Below are 16,922 nucleotides of genomic sequence, written 5' to 3'. Positions count from 1 at the left end.
ACTAAACTGATCTTTCAACAAATATGCACGGCTCTCTCATTAAATATAAACGGCCGCAGTATTTAAACAACGGCCTCCCTGTAAGGTTTTACTCTTCTTTGGACAGTTTACCTTGAAGCTCCGATGAATCAAACGAAGGATCGGCCGCAATTTTAGTCAGACCTGCTGCTTTGCTTTTCTCAAGTGCTGCATTATAACGTGTGTTCAGATCCTTGATTACGCCATCCAGATCACCGCCAGTGAATACATAAGCGGAGAAGGCCTCAGCCCATTTCATGCCTTCAAGCGAGCTCTCTGTAATGACACTTGGATTGGCAGGGAAGATCGCGTCAACTTTTTTCGGCAGGAAACCTTCAATGCCTGGAATGCTCGGTTTCTTATCAGAACTGAGTACCGCAGGAATCAGGGAGATACCGTACCCTTTTTCGTAATACTCACCCTGCAGATCGGTACTGTATACATACTCCATGAATTTCCATGCTGCTTCCTTGTTCTTTGAGTCTGCATTGATGCCGATATAGGAACCACCAATAACTTGCGAAGCCCCTTTAATCGTACCATCCTCTGTTGGCACAGGAGCTGCACCCCAGTTTTCTTTGGTTGGGAATTGATCTTTGTAAACACCTGGCTCACCGGAGTGATTGATGTACATCCCGATTTTGCCTTGGGCAAACTGCGCTCTCAATGGATCGATATCCAGGCTCTCCACACCCGGAAGCATACTGCCATCTTGATTCATCTGACGAAGGGCCTCGGCAATCGACTTGTACATGTTGAAGTCAAATTGACCTGTCTTGTAGTTAAAACCGTCGATACCTTCGTTCGTACTTGCACCAGCAATCGTGTTTGCCGCTCTCCAGAAACCGCTGCCACTTTTGAATGGGCTGGCAAAGCCATAGATGCCTTCACTTTTACCTACTTCGGTAATTTTCTTCGCGTCTGCTACCATTTCGGCAATGGTTTTAGGCGGTGAAGCAATGCCTGCTTTTTGGAAAATATCTTTATTGTACACCAGTCTCCAGATCTGGCCTGTGTTCGGAAGGGTATAGACTTTTCCATCAATTGTATTTTTATTTTCGATCAGGCTGTCCTTGAATGTTTCCTTCATGGCATCACTCATATACCCGTCGATTGGAGCTAGATACCCCTTTTGATAGTACGTTTGGAAATCGTCGATCTGAAACACATCAGGAGCTTGTTTACTCGCAAAAGCGATATCAACGGCCTGCGGATAATTGTCACCCATGACGGTCATTTCCACTTCAATGTTATCTTTGTTAGTCTGGTTGAACTGCTCAATCTTGGATTTCATAAAATCAGCATCGTGCCGATCCGGAGTCCAATAGACCACTTTCGTTTTGCCGTTACTCTGTTTTCCGCCGCCAGCTGCAGCCCCGCTGCCCGTTGTCATTCCACTGTCTGTCGAACAACCGGCTACCGTTAATGCAAGCACAGCACTTAGTGCAGTCATCATCCACTTCTTAACCATTGAAATGCCCCCTTATGCTTGTCTGGACAACCTGTTTGGTTCCCCGTTAACGTAATGATAAACGTTCCACTTCTATCAAAGTGAGGGACATTCTGACTATGCAAGGTGGGAAAAATGACGATCTCTGTCTTATCCGTTCTCGTACATCTGCCGGAAGTGTGTCGGGGTCATACCGCAGTATTTCTTGAAAAGACCGCTGAAATAGGGCCTGTCCTCATAACCCAGCATCTGGCATATTTCCTGTACCTGCACTCCCGCAACCAGCAGCTCCTTGGCCTTTTCCATTCTTAACTTTGTAATATATTGAATAAGCGTCATACCCGTCTCCTTCTTGAACGCATTCGCAAAGTAACTTGGACTTAAGTGAACCGACTGGGCACAAGTCTGCAATGTGAGATTTTCGGACAGATTCATACTGATAAACTCTTGCGATTTGCTGATGGCCTGTTTGACATCAGTAAGCCTTTTCTTATCCATAATCTCACAGCCCATACTGCTGAAATGCTTGATGTAATCTCCCCAGCCGTCAAACGTCAACGACCGCATCGCTTCCAGCACGGTCAGATCTGCTTCCAGACGAAGCCGTTCTTCTTCCGTGATTTCATCACAGAACGCACGGTAGATCGCAAATGCAAGTCCTGACAACAGACGGATCATCGTCAGCGGCTCGGGTAAACCTTTGGCGTTCTGCCAGACTTTCAAAATATCATCGATAATTCGGTGACAAGAACTTTCATTCCCACATTTCAATGCGTAAAATAGCTCCTTTTCCTTTTCCAATGGATAGACGGGAACCACCGTATCCTGATTTTCCAGCTCTGCATACTGAAAAATGCAGTTCCCTTCACTGTAAAAACGATAGGATATCGCTTTATCCGCATTGGCATAGGATATCCAGATTTCTTGGGGTCTGCGGGCGATCGTGCCGACTCCAATAGATATGGTCTTTTTGCTGTACTGCTTCACATTGTGACGGCATTGCTCCATAAGCTCGAATACCTCAATCTGGTCGGATATATTAAATATAGCTGCCAGCCGGTAACGATTTTCACGCAGTACTACGCTTCTCGTATACCGGTTCAATGTTTCACTGACAATATTCTGAACCGCAAATGGAACGATCTCTGCATCCAGATGCATCGTCGATCCGTAACGTGTATAGCCATCAACCTCAATGACCATGACATTGAGGTTGGAAGAATCCAGCTCAATGTCAAGCTCATCCCACCGGCCTTCATTCAGAAACCCACCAATCTCATGCCGAAGCAAACCTAGGAGATAACTGTGACGTTCATACTCGCTGCTGCTAACCGCTTTCTGTTTCAGCTTTTGAAGCTGCTGCGACTTCGCCTGTTCATTCTCAATAACTTGTCTCACTTTCGTTACAGCACCCAAGATTTCTTCAGGGGTAAACGGTTTGAGCAGATAATCGAAGGCTCCGAGTTTGATCGCTTCCTGAGCATATTGAAAATCAGAGTAGCCGCTAATAAAAATAAACTTGGATCGCAGTCCAACATCCATTGCCCGTTTCATGAGTTCAAGTCCGCTGAGCCGAGGCATTTTGATATCCGTAATGACAATGTCTGGATGCTGTTCAACCAGAAGTGACCAGCCTTGCTCTCCATTGTTCGCTGTGCCAACGATTTGAACCTCATGTTCCTCCCAGGGGATGGTGGAAACGATGCCCTTGACCACAGCCTGAATATCATCCATCACACACATCGTCAGTTGCTTCATACGTACGTCCCCTCCTAGCTGATCGGAATGGTGATAACCACTGTAGTCCCCACGTTTATTTCACTATGAAACACAAGCGAAGCTTGTTCACCGTACTGCAGATGTAATCGGTCAACCAGATTGGATATGGCATATCCTTTCCGATGACCCTCTGCTGCTTCTTCTGCATTCATTTTCGCTGCATCCATACCGCACCCATTGTCCGTGACCTCCAAACGAAGTGTATCTTCATGGCGATCCATTCGAATAAGAATAAGCCCGAGATCTTCCTTATCATTAAAACCATGCAGGATCGAATTTTCCACCAGAGGCTGGAGCAAAATTTTTAAAATTTCGATCCCCTTGCAGGACGCCTCTGCCTCAATCCGGTATTCAAACAAGTCCTCGTAGCACTGCTGCTGCAGCTGCATATATTGCTCGACATGTTTGATCTCCTGCTCCACGGTCGTGATGTCTTTCCCATCATTCAAACCAAGTCTGAAGAGAAGGGACAGAGAGACAATCATGGCGCTGACATCCTTCTTCTCTCCACTCTCGCTCTTCCAGAACATCGTATTTAATGTGTTATACAGAAAATGGGGATCTACCTGAGCTTGAAGCGCCTTAACTTCCAGCCGCCGCTTGTCCTGTTCCGTGTCACGTATTTCTTCAAACAAAATCTGAATCTGGTCCAACATCCGGTTAAACCGATGGCCCACGGCACTCACTTCATCGTCATATTTGCTGCGAAACCGCACGTCCAGGTCATTGTACTCCACCTCAACCATAAGACGGCGCAGCTTGTTCAGCGGTTTCAGAAGCGCAGAAGACAGCAGGTCGGACAACCCGAGCGCAAGTAAAATACAGAACATCATAATCAGGATGACCAGCCAGCGGATCTTCTTCAGTGGAGATAATAAATCGGACTTGGACTGAACGCTGACCATAACCCAGTCCTCATTCATAGTTAGAGCCGAGTAGTTCACCAGCATGTCTTCTCCATGTTCATTGGCATAGGTGAAATCACCCGCACCACGATTCAAGCGCTGTGCAAAGCCAGACTCCGTTACAAGACCAAATGTCCACGATCCTGGACGAATGACTTCACCTCCGTTTTTATGGAGCAAAAACAACTGTATCTGGCTGTTCATCAAATCCTGATTCAGAATGTCCCTCATCGCGGCTTCCTTCATATTGACAACCATATACACTTCCGAAAAAGTATGATTATCAATGACGATGGGTTTAAGCAGCAGGGATAACACATTGCCGCGGGACTGGAACAACGCGCTGGAATGTGAACCAAACCACATCGTGTTCCAGCCAGGCTGCTTTACAACCTCTCCATACTCCTTGTCAAATGCGCTGCTTTGATTCGGAAAATCTTTCGTCGAGAAAAAGCTGCCAATGGGTGTCTTCAAATAGGCCGTATCAATTAGCGGCTCTACCAGTTTCAACTGAGCAAACGCGGTTTGAAGCAGAGATAAATTTTGATAATAACGTTTATCATTGTGATTACGCACATCCTGCATCACCTGTGTGAATGTGTCACTCAGCATGAACGAATAGGACGAAACGACGATGTGACGCAGATGTTCATCCATGACCTGAACAGACTTGTTCAGAATGCTTTGTTTTAATTCAAGAGCATTCCGTTCTATGCTCCTTGCAGCAAATAGATAAGAGCAGATGCCCGTCACACTGATACACAAAACAACGAGAAAAATATAGATAAGCTGTATCCGTTTTTTCAGAGACATTTTGTAGAAATATGACATCATAGGCGGTCGCTCCTTGAACAAGGGCTGGCCCTGTCCGCTGTAATTAAAAAGAGTATAGCACAGCGGAATCTGCACGGAATACCGTTCCCCGAAATCTCTTCCTAGCTTTACCGCCCTAGCCTTTGACAGCCCCCAGCGTCACCTGCATAAATGATTTATTCGCAAAGATATAGACGACTAACAGCGGCAAAATGGACAAACAAGCTCCAGCCATCATTAACTGCACCTCGGCTGCAGCTCCGATGCCGTAGCGCAGGTTGGCCAGACCAACCGGCAGTGTCTGCAGTTTGGGATTGCTCATCGTGAATACAAAAGGAAGAATATACTCATTCCATGAGTTCTGGAACACACCCAATCCGGCAACAGCCAGGCCCGGACGCAGCAGCGGCAGAATAATACGCCAGTAGGTCGTGAAGAAATTACAGCCGTCAATCATCGCAGCCTCATCCAGTTCCCGGGGGATGCTCTTGAAGAAACCAACCAGAATAAAATAGGTGGCTGCATGGGCACTAATTAATATAATAATGACACCCCACAGTGAATTATTCAGACCCAGCTTGACCATAAGATCAAATTGAGGTCGGAGTACAACGGCACCAATTGAAATAAACAGCGTGGATGCCATGAGAAGGGTATAAGCTTTTTTGCCTTTAAAATTCACCCGATCCACTGCATAGGCTGCCATGGAGGATACGAGCAGTGTACCGATCGTTGCTGCGATACTCACAAAGATGCTGTTCATCGTAAAACCGGAAAAATTCGCAGTTTTCCACGCCTGAGCGTAGTTCGTGAATTGCCATATTTTCGGCCAGATCGTTGCTCCTCCGGTAAGTTCCTGGTTCGTTTTGAACGATCCTAACAGCACCAAAATAATCGGGAACAGAGACAAGAGAGCAATGATCAGGAGAAATATAAAGAGAATGGTACGCTTAGTCCAGCGAGCCCAGCGGAATGAATTCAATTTCGAAACTGCAGGTGCAAGCACAGTTTGAGTCATCTTGGTTTCCTCCTGTTCGTAATTAGTATTAGTAAACATCATTAAGCTTTTTGGAAATCTGGAAGTAAATGAGCGTCACTGCCCCTACAATGAGAGCTGTCGTGAAGCCGACTGCACTTCCGTAGCCGAGCTGCTGCAGAGACTGTGTATCGGCTGAAACAGGGAACAGCAGTTTGAACAGATACAAATACATGACCTCTGTTTTGCCATAAGGTCCGCCCTCAGTCAATACCATAATGCTCTCATATCCTTTAAGTGCCGTGGTGATGGCGAGCATAATAATCATCTGCATCACCGGTCCGAGCAGCGGAATCGTTACATTACGCAGTTTCTGGAACTCGCTCGCTCCATCCAGCGATGCTGCCTCGTACAGTTCCTCCGGAATGCTCTGCAGACCCGCAATGAACAACAACATATAGTTCCCCACAGCACCCCAGATGGCAATAATGATCGTTGTGAGCATCGCGTGATTCGCATCAAGCCAGCCAATCGGCGCGGAAATGATGTGATACTTGAGCAGCAGCTGGTTCAGGATACCGTTATATGAATTGAAAATGATGAAAAAGACAATCGCCATAACAGATGCACTAAAAATCGTTGGAAGATAAAAAACAGCTCTGAACAAGGAGCGTCCACGCCATTTGCGATTCAGAATAATGGCCAGAATCAGGGACAGCGGAATCGTGATGACGAGTTTACCCAGTGCGTATACACCAGTATTTTTGACAGAATCCCAAAATTGTCCGTCACGGATTACCCGTCCAAAGTTATCAAGCCCAATAAATACCGGTTTGCCGATGCCTTGATAATCATAGAACATGTAGCGCAGCGCCCATAACAACGGATAGATTCCGAATACCAGTGTGAGAAAGAGACTCGGGATGATGAAGATGTAGGCGTTCAGTTTGGATGGTTTCATCAGAATCAGACCCCCTATAGCTTTTGAATGAAAGTATAGAGGGATTTACATCACATGCGGGATAGGGAAATCAACTTTCTAAAGGGGAGGATGTGACTGCGTGAGCAGAGCAAAAAAACCCGCACAGGTGCGAAAAACACCCATGCAGGTTTATGATAAAGGGATACTATATCCAGGTTTAAGCCGAGTTAACAACTTATTCTGCTTCTTCATACAGGCGGAGCAGGTCGGTGAAATCCGAGATCAGCGCATCGGATCCGGCAAGTTCTTCATCACGGCCAAATCCTGCATAAGCACAACCGATAACGGTCTGGTTGTTCATTTTACCTGCTTCGACGTCGGACGATCGATCGCCTACCATCCAGGCATCCTGAATCCGGTGTTTCTGCAGCAGAATCTGTACCAAATCAATTTTGGAAGGTGTCTTGTACTGACCCGCACTATACACTCCTTCAAACAGCGGCATGATTTCATGTGCGAATGCTACGCCTTTGACATAATCCTCAAGACCGTTGCTGGCAACAAACAGGCGGATACCTTGGGCTTTCAGCGCTGTCAGCGTTTCCTTCACGCCAGGATACAGTTTGGAGTCGCCTCCATCAAGTCCTTCAATCTCCAGTTGGAGCAGCAGTTCGTCTGCCCGACGGTGAGCCGCTTCGGATGCCTCAGGCATAACCACTTTCCAGATATCCTCAAGCAGCATACCCAGACTTCCCAGCATCCGCTCTTCCGGCGGCGTTTCTCCTTCAAAATGTCCCTCGGCACGCAGTGTATCAAACAGCTGCTGATAGGCAGGCAGAAGCAGGGTTTCTGTCTGGAACAGCGTACCATCCATGTCAAAAATCATCGCTTCCGGTTTACGTAAACCGTTATTTGTCGTCATATTTAAACTTCCTTTCTGAGTGAGATTCGTCTAGTGGCTGCCCCGAAGTGCTTCGAGTACTTGTTGTGCCTCATACCCGTCATGGAATGTATATATTCTGCCAGGCTTACCTTGAATCCGTGCAATCACATGTTTGAGAACAGGCAGCTCGCTGGATGAGTCCAGTACTTCCACTGGAGACAGCGGTTGTCCGATGGGTCCGCTCAACAGTTCCTCCCAGTTTTCAAGTGCAATGGTGCCTTCGGTTCCATACACAACCATGGATACGCGCTCCTCACCGGCAAAATGAGAGATTCCCTGTACATGAACGCGGGTTCCATCCTGTACTTCAAGCACAGCTTGTACTTCCTGTTCGCATGAATCCGGCTTATCGTCCGGATAAGTTACTTGAGCGTTCAGCAGGCTCAGCCGTCCGAATACCGTCTGGATCATATGAATCCAGTGAATGCCCACCTCTAAAATAAAGCCACCTTGATCGCGACTCATAATCCAGTCATTCTGCTGCCATGAGCGCGGCCACTGCGGGAATTGCAGAATCAGGTCCATTTTTCGAATGTCACCCACTGCATGTTGATTAACCATCTCCTGCAGCTTCAACACAGCAGGCTCATGCGGCATCGAAAAATGAACAGCATGAACAACACCAGCCTGTTCTGCGGCTTCCACCATCCTGCGCGCTTCGTCCAGACTGTTTGCCAGCGGCTTTTCACAGAATACATGAATACGGCGTTTAAGCACCTCCATCACGACCGGATAATGATACTTGGGCGGCACGGCAATGTAAACGAGGTCAATCTGCTGCTCATTCAGCAGCTCTTGGTAAGTAAGATATGTTTTCACTGATGGATGGGATGCGGCAAAATCCTGTAAACCCTGCTCATTCGCATCACACACCGCCGTAATTTCCACAGGCGTGTCCATCGGTGTATTCTCCACTTGATCAATCATATGTAAACCCATCTTGCCCAGGCCGATCACAGCCATTTTCAATACTTTCATACCCTTCCCTCCAATTCAACTTTCAGTATAGCAGAAATTCCGGGTTAGTTACGCTGTCTGTTTATCACATCATTTCATTATTGCATCATTGCGTTAATATATGTAGGTAATTAGTTGCATCATTTATTTCTATTTTATGAAATCGGATTCATAAAATTTGAAATGTTCACAACTTAAGCCGCAGGAAGTTTGGATCAGGAAAAACGTTGACAAAAAACCACAAAAAAAGATACGATTCCTAATGCAAAGGAATTCTTCCTTTTACAACCTTAGACAAATACTCGCATGTACGATTGCACAAGCCGCCTGGTTCTAAAAACCTATTACTTGAAGCGAGGTGTCCACGCGTGAGAACTGTTGCGGACTATTTAGCAGAAACGCTGCGTAATTTGGGTGTCACTCATGTATTTGGTATTATCGGAAAATCAATCTGTCCTGCCCTTCTGAAAATGGTAGATTACGGTCTGGAATTTATTCCCGGCCGCCATGAGGCCAGTTCAGGCTTTGCTGCATCCGGCTACGCATTGCAGACTGGTCGTCTGGGTGTAGCATTTGCCACCTCCGGTCCGGGAGGAACCAACCTGCTTACTGCAGCGGCCCATGCCAAAGCAAATAATCTTCCCGTTCTATTCCTTACCGGCCATCAATCCATTCAGGAATTGGGCATTCCCCAGTGTCAGGATTCCTCTTCTTATCTGGCTGATCTGTCTGAAATGTTCAGACCGGCCACGCTGTTCAGTAAACTTGTAGAGCGCGGGGATCACTTCGGAACGATTCTGAATCATGCCATTTCGATTGCACTAGGCCCCAACAAAGGCCCGGTCCACCTCTGCCTACCTTTTGATGTACAGACTGAGCAGCTTCCGCACTTCCGTATGGCTATTCCTGAACCTGAGCCACTGCTCAGCATCTCTAATTTGAAACGAATACTGCCTTTAACCCAGCAAGCTCAGCGTCCCTTGATTATTGCAGGGAAAGGTGTAACTCGTTCGGGAGCACACGAGGAGCTGCGCCAGCTGGCTGAGGCATTGAATATCCCAGTAGTGACAACCCCCGGCGGGAAAGGAGCTATTGCTTGGGATCACCCCCTGTATCACGGCCCTTGCGGCGTAGGTGGTTTCCCGCATGGAGACGAAATGCTGAATCAAAGTGATCTATACCTTGTTCTCGGATCGAGGCTAAGCGATATGACTCTCTGTAACCTCAAACCGGATAACCATCCGGCACAGCTGATTCAAATGGATACGGACCCAACATTCGTCGGAAAAATTCTTTCTTCTCAGACTTTACATATTACAGGAGACATCAAGGACAACCTGCAGTACCTGCTGAGCATCCTGCCGTCCGTTCCTGCTTCCTCACCTTATGAAGGTGCCCTCGAACCGTTCCCGTATCAAGTCCCGCTGCCGGATCTGCCGCATTTGTCACTCGCTTCCGTACTGGATCAGCTGAGCGATCTGCTGCCTTACCATCACAAATTGTTTGTGGACGATGGAAGCCATGGCTTTCACGCCGTGCAGCGCTACAAAGTGAAGAAACCCGGCAGTTTTATATTTGATGCCTATTTTGCCTGCATGGGCAATGCGATTGGCATGGCTATCGGTGCCAAAGCAGCCGCGCCCGAAGAGACGGTTGTATGCATCACCGGAGACGGATGTTTTATGATGCTGGGTACGGAAATTAACACAGCCGTTTGTAAAAATCTTCCGGTCATTTTTATCGTAGTCAACAATAAACAGCTGGATATGGCACTGAAAGGTATGGAAAAAACAACGGGACGTATCGACGGTACCTTGTTCGAAGTTCCGATGGATGCGGTTAAATTTGCCGAGTCACTTGGAGCGGCAGCTTTCCGTGCAGAGACTTTAGCGCAGTTTTCCGCTGCACTGGAAGCGGCTTTGAAACTGAAACAAACGGCTGTTATCGAGCTGCTGACGGATCGGGACGAGATCCCGCCAACAGCCCATCGAGTTGTTAATTTGGATTAGGAGGCAGGAATGATGAGTGAACAGATAACACAGGGGTTAGATCGCTTCGCCAAACGTTCCGGGGAATATGGTGCAAGAGCTCTGGCACCAATCAAAGAGCATTTTCCGGAACTGTCCGAGTTTATTATGGGAACAGCATATGGTGATATTTTTCAGCGGACAACTATTACCGATCAGTGGAAAGAAGTTGCTATTATTTCGTCATTAATTACGCAGGGACAGTTCGAGCAGCTCGGAGTTCATTATGCCATGGCTCTAAGCGTTGGCGTTACGGTTGAAGAGCTTAAGGGTATACTTCTTCATCTGGCACCATGTGTAGGCGCTCCGCGTATTATCAGCGCATTTAATGTACTGCTTGCCACACTTGAGGAAATCCAATAATTCATCGTTCTACATTTTTATACAAAATTCGACCTGATTATTGATCTTTTTACATTATTACCTTTATAATATGGGTAAATTATCCTTCCGACCTGTCACAATCTGGTCCCCCTCTTTTTAGGGTCCAATGGACGGTATCATTCCATAGAGGATAGCTTTTACTCATCTTACAAAGGAGCGAGAACATGTAATGGGAAAATTTATATTAAATACGGATGCTTCAAAGAAAGTGCTGCACATTGAACTGGAAGGTTCTTTTTCTCAAGAAGACGGTCTTCGTTCAATCTCGGCATACCAAGATACGATTGCTTCAATCAACACCAAGGATTATGACCTGGATATCGATTGCAAAAGACTGAACGTGACTGCCCCCGAGATTGTACCTCTCCTTGAGGGATGTCTTGCCATGTTTAAGAAGGATGAATACAAAAAGGTGGTATTGACGCTGGAGAACAATGCCATACTGAAAATGCAGCTTGCCAGACTTGGACGGACCGTAGGATTGGACAATCTGGAAATTGTTTCAACGTAACAGCCCAGCTCACCTAACATTTTTGCTGCAGCTCTGCCTTTCCACTTAAAAGGAGGATGACGATGGCTGGAATTCGTATTGTAGATATCGATATATATCACCCCGAAACCAAGGTGCACAACGACTTTTATATTGAACACTTTGATGCAAGAGGGGTAGATATTCGTGGTTTGTTAAAAGCACTCGGGCGTGATTCACGTTACAAAATTGATCGTGATGACGAAAATTCACTGACAATGGCCTTCGAGGCTGCCCGAAACCTGCTGGCTAAAACCGGATTATCCGGACAAGATATCGACTTGATTGCGTATGCAAGCCAAACACCGGAATATATTTTTCCTACGAATTCCTTAATGATTCATCATCTGATTAGCGGAGCATCTCACGCCATCTGTATTGACAGTAATGCCAACTGTGCGGGGATGACCGCAGCTTTTGAACAGGTCAGCCGGCAGATGCTTGGTAACCCGCGGATTAAACGGGCTTTGATTATCGGCTCGGATTATATTGCTCCTCACGCAAGTCCGGATGATCCGGTCTATTATGCGAATTTCGGGGATGCTGCTGCAGCCGTTATTGTCGAACGAGATGAACATTCCATTGGTTTTATTGATTCCATCTATCAAACAGATACCTGTGTGTATGAAAATTCATTATTTCCTGCGGAAGGGCTGGCCAAGCTTGGAAGCACAGGTGTAGATGCCGGAGCTTTTCACGTGAAATTTACACCCTTTGATGACTCGATCTGTGTCGATGCCGCTTCTGAATCCATTCGAACTTTGCTGGCACGGAATGAAATACAGCCGGACGAGATTAAAGCCGCCTGTTTCTCCCAGCTTTCCATTGCCAACATCCGCGCAGTTTCGGAAAATATCGGCATAGCTGATGATATTGCGGTCTATGTGGGAGATGAATTTGGATACACCTCCACCAGCAGTCCGTTTATCGCACTGCACCGAGCCATTACTTCCGGTAAAATACAGCGCGGCGACAAAGTATTATTCTGGACCGTTGGCGCCGGGTGGCAAAATGTTGCCATGGTCGTTGAATACTAGAGCACTTATTCTGTACTTATTTTAAATCTGCAGGACGATTTTTAGGGTAAACGCCCTTTCATTCGTCCTTTTTTTGATTTTATTTTCCCAGTAACATTTCGTTCGGGTTACGGTTGATTACGAATCAAAAAGCAGCCCTTTTTCGGACTGCCTGTTCTTCATCTCTGGTTTCATACTTTTTTAGGTCAGGTCAAAATATTTTTTTCGTCTCCCGGTCATCCTTGAGAATTTCAACGGCTTCCCGGAACCGCAGCGAATGCACAATTTCGCGTTCCCGCAAAAACTTCAGACTGTCCTGCAAATCCACGTCATCCGTTAAATCGATTAACCACTGATATGTAGCCCTAGCCTTTTCCTCGGCTGCGATATCCTCGTACAGGTCGGCGATGGGATCGCCCTTAGCTTGAATATAGGCAGCAGTGAAAGGTACACCTGCAGCATTGTTGTAGAAAAGGGCCTTATCATGTGCGGCGTAATGAGCATCCAGCCCGGCCTGTTCCAGCTGCTCAATCGTGGCATCCTTCGTGAGCTTGTAGATCATTGTTGCAATCATCTCTAGATGCGAAAATTCCTCCGTCGCAATGTCATTGAGCAGACCGATAATTTTGTCAGGTATGGTATAGCGCTGATTCAGATATCGTAAGGCTGCCGCGAGTTCTCCATCCGCACCGCCATACTGTTCCATCAACAGCTTCGCCATATGAGGATCACATTTACTCACCCGAACCGGATACTGCAATTTTTTTTCATATACCCACATGTACAGGACGCCTCCTTTGATTTTATACCTGCCAAGGCCAAGGTGTCTGGGACCACTCCCACGGATATTTGGAAAAGGCGTGGCCAAAATTCGTCAACGGACCATACAGCTGCTGAAATTCATGGGCAACGCGCATACGTTCCTGACTGAATTTGTTGTACTGTTCAATGCTTTGAAAATCCCCCGGGTGGGTGTCCAGATACAGATTCAGCTCAACAAGGACAAAGTCCAAGGCCTGCAGCTCTTCCAGCAGCTCGTAATACTTAGCATCACAGGCTTTCGGCTGTTCCTTATCCATCGTTCTCCACCGCCCTTTCTTTCGTTTTTTTCGATGTATACGGACTATACAGCGCAGGCCACAGTGTCCCCAGTCTCAAAGCTTCAGCCGGACTGTACTGCGGCCAGCCCATCGGCTGAAAGGGGATAAACAACTGTGGTGGAACCAGGTACGTTCGAATACCTATCGGCTTACATGGATCAAACGGACCCACGAACGGCATATAGGCGCGAACCTGAGGATCTTTCATTCAAAACGCCTCCTTTATCGTACAGATGACCTGCATTCTGGTATTCCTTCACAGCATGCAGTACGATCCCATCATTTCCTGTCCTTATAACCATATGTCAGGCTGAGCCAATATCATTCCTCTTTACCGAAACTGTACAAAAAAAAAGACCTTCAAAAGCCGCCTGAGCTGCTTCCAAAGGTCCTCTATATTTAATTTACGATCTCTGGCTCCGGATGTTAAAATCACAGATCTAAACGACACCTGAGAAATAATCATCATTCTGAGACTGAAGCAGCTCACTGCTCCTCTTGTGAATCAGCATTTGATTCTTTCGGCTGTCTATACACTCTAACCCGGGTAATTCGTAATCGTGTGGATTCTTCTACTTCAAAAACATATCCGTTCTGTTCACGTGTTTTTCCCTTGACCGGACTGCCTTCCAGCTCTTTGAACAGCCACCCGCCGATCGTATCTACTTCTTCGTCCTCAATAATCGCCCCGGTCCATTCATGAACTTCTTCAATCAGCGAACGTCCGTCGATCGAAAAGGCTTCACCGATGCGTTCCATATGTGGACGCTCATCTTCAAACTCATCATAGAGATCGCCAACGATCTCTTCCAAAATCTCTTCAGCGGTCAACAATCCCGCAGTCCCCCCGTATTCATCGACTACAAGGGTCATCTGAGAATGCTTTTTCTGCATCAGGCGAAGCACATGACTGATCTCCATCGACTCCGGTACGTTCAGAATCGGGCGTACAAGTGAAGCCAGATCCTGCTGCTGCTCCGGTTCAGCCAAGAGCAGATCCGTAATATGGATAAATCCGATAATCTCATCTTTATCCTCCACAGCTACCGGATATCTGGAATGTTTCGTTGCGTTAATAATCTTTAAGTTTTCTTCCAGGGGCAGATGGGTGTACAAGCAGTCCATATCTGTACGAGGCAGCATAACCTCACGAGCCAGCATGTCAGAGAAATCGAAAATGTTGTCCATCAGCTTGATCTCATCCTTGTCGATGACTCCGCTTTTGGCACTTTGTTTCATCAAAATGCGAAGCTCATCCTCGGAATGGGCCTCACTTTCACTCGCGGGTTCAATACCAGCCAGACGCAGCAAAGCATTGGCTGATGCGTTCAGAACCCAGATAAACGGGAAGAAAATTTTATAAAACAACAGCAGCGGGGCGGATAAAAGCAGCGCGACACCATCTGTTTTTTGAATCGCCAGAGATTTGGGCGCCAGCTCACCAAGTACGATATGCAGGAACGTAATGATACAAAAACCAATAATGACAGATACGGTTGTAATCAGACTTGTATCCGACACGCCCAGCTTAAACATCAGTGGTTCCACAAGCAGCTTGGAGATTGCAGGTTCTCCTAACCATCCCAGTCCGAGAGAAGTCAGTGTAATTCCGAACTGAGTTGCTGACAGGTAGGCATCCAGTTTACCATTCACCTTCAAAGCATAACCAGCCAGACGGTTTCCTTCACTCTGCAGTTGTGTCAGGCGCGTCTGTCTTACTTTGACAAGAGAAAACTCTGCTGCCACAAATACGCCATTCAAAAATACGAGCAAAAAGACACAGACCAGATTAAATACCAGCTGTCCAAGATGAAATTCGGTATGAATCTCCAAGATGTAACTCCCCTTCTCTGTCTATTTCAGGAATGCACCTGGAATATTAACGTGTAATGGCCTTTCTGGATTTAAAGTCCACGCCTTTATAATACATATCGGCCACAAGCAGGTTTGGCCCGCAGCATGATGCTGCATCACAATGGCAGTTTACCGTCTGATTCAGCGGATGCTCCGCAGACCATTCGTGGAACACGTCATCCAGTTTCCGGTCATGAATGTTACCGAATGCAGGGATATCGGCAAAATCGGTCACATATACGTTACCGGTGAACATGTTGACATTAACACGGTTGCGTCCATCCGGATCGTTGCGAACGGTCACATTCGGTTCGCTGTACAAGCGCTGAATCAATTCACGATCCTGCTCGGCCGTACTGCACGCGAAGAACGGCAGTGTTCCGAAGAGCATCCACATCTCTTTATCACGTACATCAAGCAGCCGATGAATGGCAGCTCTCATGTGATCGAGCGACAGCACGGGCAGCGCGGATGCAAAGTTGGAATTGTACATCGGATGGACTTCGTGCCGAACGCAGCCCATTTCCCGAATTAATTGATGAATGCCATCCAGCTTATCGTGCGTACGATAATTAATCATCGACTCTGCAGAGATAAACATGCCGGCTTCACTCAGCTTCCGAGAGTTCTCCATCATCTTCTCATACATTTTCACGGCAACCTCACGCTTCACCGCTCTGCCGCTGTTGGCAAATCCAACCTGATGGAAGTCATCTGCATTCAGATAATTGAAAGAAATGTGCATCACATCCAGGTAGGGAAGCAGCTTTTCGTATCGGCTGATATCCAGCGTCAGATTAGAGTTGATCTGACTGCGAATACCGCGTTCTTTGGCATATTTAAGCAGCGGAATGATCATTTCATCCACCGTCTTCTGGCTGAAGCTTGGTTCGCCGCCTGTCAGACTGATCGTCTGAAGGTGCTCCACCTCGTCCAGTCGTTTCAACATCAGTGAGAGCGGAAGTGCAGGCGCCTCCTGCATCGTAAGCATATCCCCTACGGCACAATGTTCACACCGCATATTGCACAGATGTGTCACCGTCATTTCTACACTGGTCAGCACATGCCGTCCATATGTACGCAGAGAGCCAATCGGATCCCACGGATCATTCGTTGGCGATAAAGGCATCGGCTGTACCGATCCTGAGTTTAGCATGGTCATAGTTCTTCACCTTATTCCTTTTATTAACCGAAAAAGTTTTATTTACATCATATCCGAGATTACTTTTTTGGAAGCTGTCTTTTATCA

16 protein-coding genes are annotated in these 16,922 nt (G+C 46.8%); 4 read left to right on the top strand and 12 right to left on the bottom strand.

Features of this window, described 5'->3' with window-relative positions; translation table 11 throughout:
• Positions 1–88 precede the first annotated feature (88 nt).
• From MKY97_RS09385 to MKY97_RS09355, 7 genes are all read right to left on the bottom strand, one after another.
• Positions 89–1,489, bottom strand: coding sequence for a sugar ABC transporter substrate-binding protein (locus tag MKY97_RS09385; RefSeq protein WP_342555179.1), 1,401 nt, complete (start codon positions 1,487–1,489; stop codon positions 89–91).
• Between the two features lie 129 nt (positions 1,490–1,618).
• Positions 1,619–3,226: a helix-turn-helix domain-containing protein gene (locus tag MKY97_RS09380; RefSeq protein WP_342555178.1), complete on the bottom strand. Its 1,608-nt coding sequence runs from the start codon at positions 3,224–3,226 to the stop codon at positions 1,619–1,621.
• A gap of 14 nt (positions 3,227–3,240) precedes the next feature.
• Positions 3,241–4,986: a histidine kinase gene (locus tag MKY97_RS09375; protein ID WP_342555177.1), complete on the bottom strand. Its 1,746-nt coding sequence runs from the start codon at positions 4,984–4,986 to the stop codon at positions 3,241–3,243.
• Between the two features lie 115 nt (positions 4,987–5,101).
• Positions 5,102–5,983 carry a carbohydrate ABC transporter permease gene (locus MKY97_RS09370; protein WP_342555176.1) on the bottom strand — a complete coding sequence of 294 codons (882 nt, stop codon included), beginning with the start codon at positions 5,981–5,983 and terminating at the stop codon, positions 5,102–5,104.
• A 28-nt stretch (positions 5,984–6,011) separates the two neighbouring features.
• Entirely contained in the window at positions 6,012–6,902 is an 891-nt protein-coding gene (locus MKY97_RS09365; protein WP_342555175.1) for a sugar ABC transporter permease, read from the bottom strand.
• 196 nt (positions 6,903–7,098) lie between these two features.
• On the bottom strand, positions 7,099–7,785 hold the full coding sequence (locus MKY97_RS09360; protein WP_342555174.1) for an HAD hydrolase-like protein: 687 nt from the start codon (positions 7,783–7,785) through the stop codon (positions 7,099–7,101).
• Positions 7,786–7,815: 30 nt separating this feature from the next.
• The gene (locus MKY97_RS09355; RefSeq protein ID WP_342555173.1) at positions 7,816–8,784 is read right to left on the bottom strand and encodes a Gfo/Idh/MocA family oxidoreductase; all 969 of its coding nucleotides are present in this window, start codon (positions 8,782–8,784) and stop codon (positions 7,816–7,818) included.
• Positions 8,785–9,131: 347 nt separating this feature from the next.
• On the opposite strand from MKY97_RS09355, the gene MKY97_RS09350 reads away from it, so the two are divergent.
• From MKY97_RS09350 to MKY97_RS09335, 4 genes are all read left to right on the top strand, one after another.
• Positions 9,132–10,772, top strand: a complete 1,641-nt coding sequence (locus MKY97_RS09350) for a thiamine pyrophosphate-binding protein (protein WP_342555172.1) — start codon at positions 9,132–9,134, stop codon at positions 10,770–10,772.
• A 9-nt stretch (positions 10,773–10,781) separates the two neighbouring features.
• Positions 10,782–11,153: a carboxymuconolactone decarboxylase family protein gene (locus tag MKY97_RS09345; protein ID WP_342555171.1), complete on the top strand. Its 372-nt coding sequence runs from the start codon at positions 10,782–10,784 to the stop codon at positions 11,151–11,153.
• Between the two features lie 190 nt (positions 11,154–11,343).
• A complete protein-coding gene (locus MKY97_RS09340) occupies positions 11,344–11,685 on the top strand; it encodes a hypothetical protein (RefSeq protein ID WP_342555170.1) in 342 nt (113 codons plus the stop codon).
• Between the two features lie 62 nt (positions 11,686–11,747).
• Positions 11,748–12,740 carry a 3-oxoacyl-[acyl-carrier-protein] synthase III C-terminal domain-containing protein gene (locus MKY97_RS09335; RefSeq protein WP_342555169.1) on the top strand — a complete coding sequence of 331 codons (993 nt, stop codon included), beginning with the start codon at positions 11,748–11,750 and terminating at the stop codon, positions 12,738–12,740.
• Between the two features lie 190 nt (positions 12,741–12,930).
• On the opposite strand, the gene MKY97_RS09330 is transcribed toward MKY97_RS09335, so the two are convergent.
• The 5 genes from MKY97_RS09330 to yfkAB all read right to left on the bottom strand — a co-directional run bounded on the left by MKY97_RS09330 (position 12,931) and on the right by yfkAB (position 16,835).
• A complete protein-coding gene (locus MKY97_RS09330) occupies positions 12,931–13,500 on the bottom strand; it encodes a manganese catalase family protein (protein ID WP_342555168.1) in 570 nt (189 codons plus the stop codon).
• 22 nt (positions 13,501–13,522) lie between these two features.
• Positions 13,523–13,798, bottom strand: a complete 276-nt coding sequence (locus MKY97_RS09325) for a spore coat protein CotJB (protein ID WP_342555167.1) — start codon at positions 13,796–13,798, stop codon at positions 13,523–13,525.
• The gene (locus tag MKY97_RS09320) at positions 13,791–14,027 is read right to left on the bottom strand and encodes a spore coat associated protein CotJA (protein ID WP_342555166.1); all 237 of its coding nucleotides are present in this window, start codon (positions 14,025–14,027) and stop codon (positions 13,791–13,793) included. Before MKY97_RS09320 ends, MKY97_RS09325 begins: the two co-directional genes overlap by 8 nt.
• A gap of 278 nt (positions 14,028–14,305) precedes the next feature.
• Positions 14,306–15,652 carry a hemolysin family protein gene (locus MKY97_RS09315; protein WP_342555165.1) on the bottom strand — a complete coding sequence of 449 codons (1,347 nt, stop codon included), beginning with the start codon at positions 15,650–15,652 and terminating at the stop codon, positions 14,306–14,308.
• Positions 15,653–15,698: 46 nt separating this feature from the next.
• Positions 15,699–16,835, bottom strand: coding sequence for a radical SAM/CxCxxxxC motif protein YfkAB (gene yfkAB, locus MKY97_RS09310; RefSeq protein ID WP_342555164.1), 1,137 nt, complete (start codon positions 16,833–16,835; stop codon positions 15,699–15,701).
• Positions 16,836–16,922 lie beyond the last annotated feature (87 nt).

The sequence above is a fragment of the Paenibacillus sp. FSL R7-0652 genome (genome assembly GCF_038595045.1).
GTDB lineage: Bacteria > Bacillota > Bacilli > Paenibacillales > Paenibacillaceae > Paenibacillus.
The sequence above is the reverse complement of the archived record's forward strand: the minus strand, read 5'-3'. Positions and strand labels throughout refer to the sequence as shown.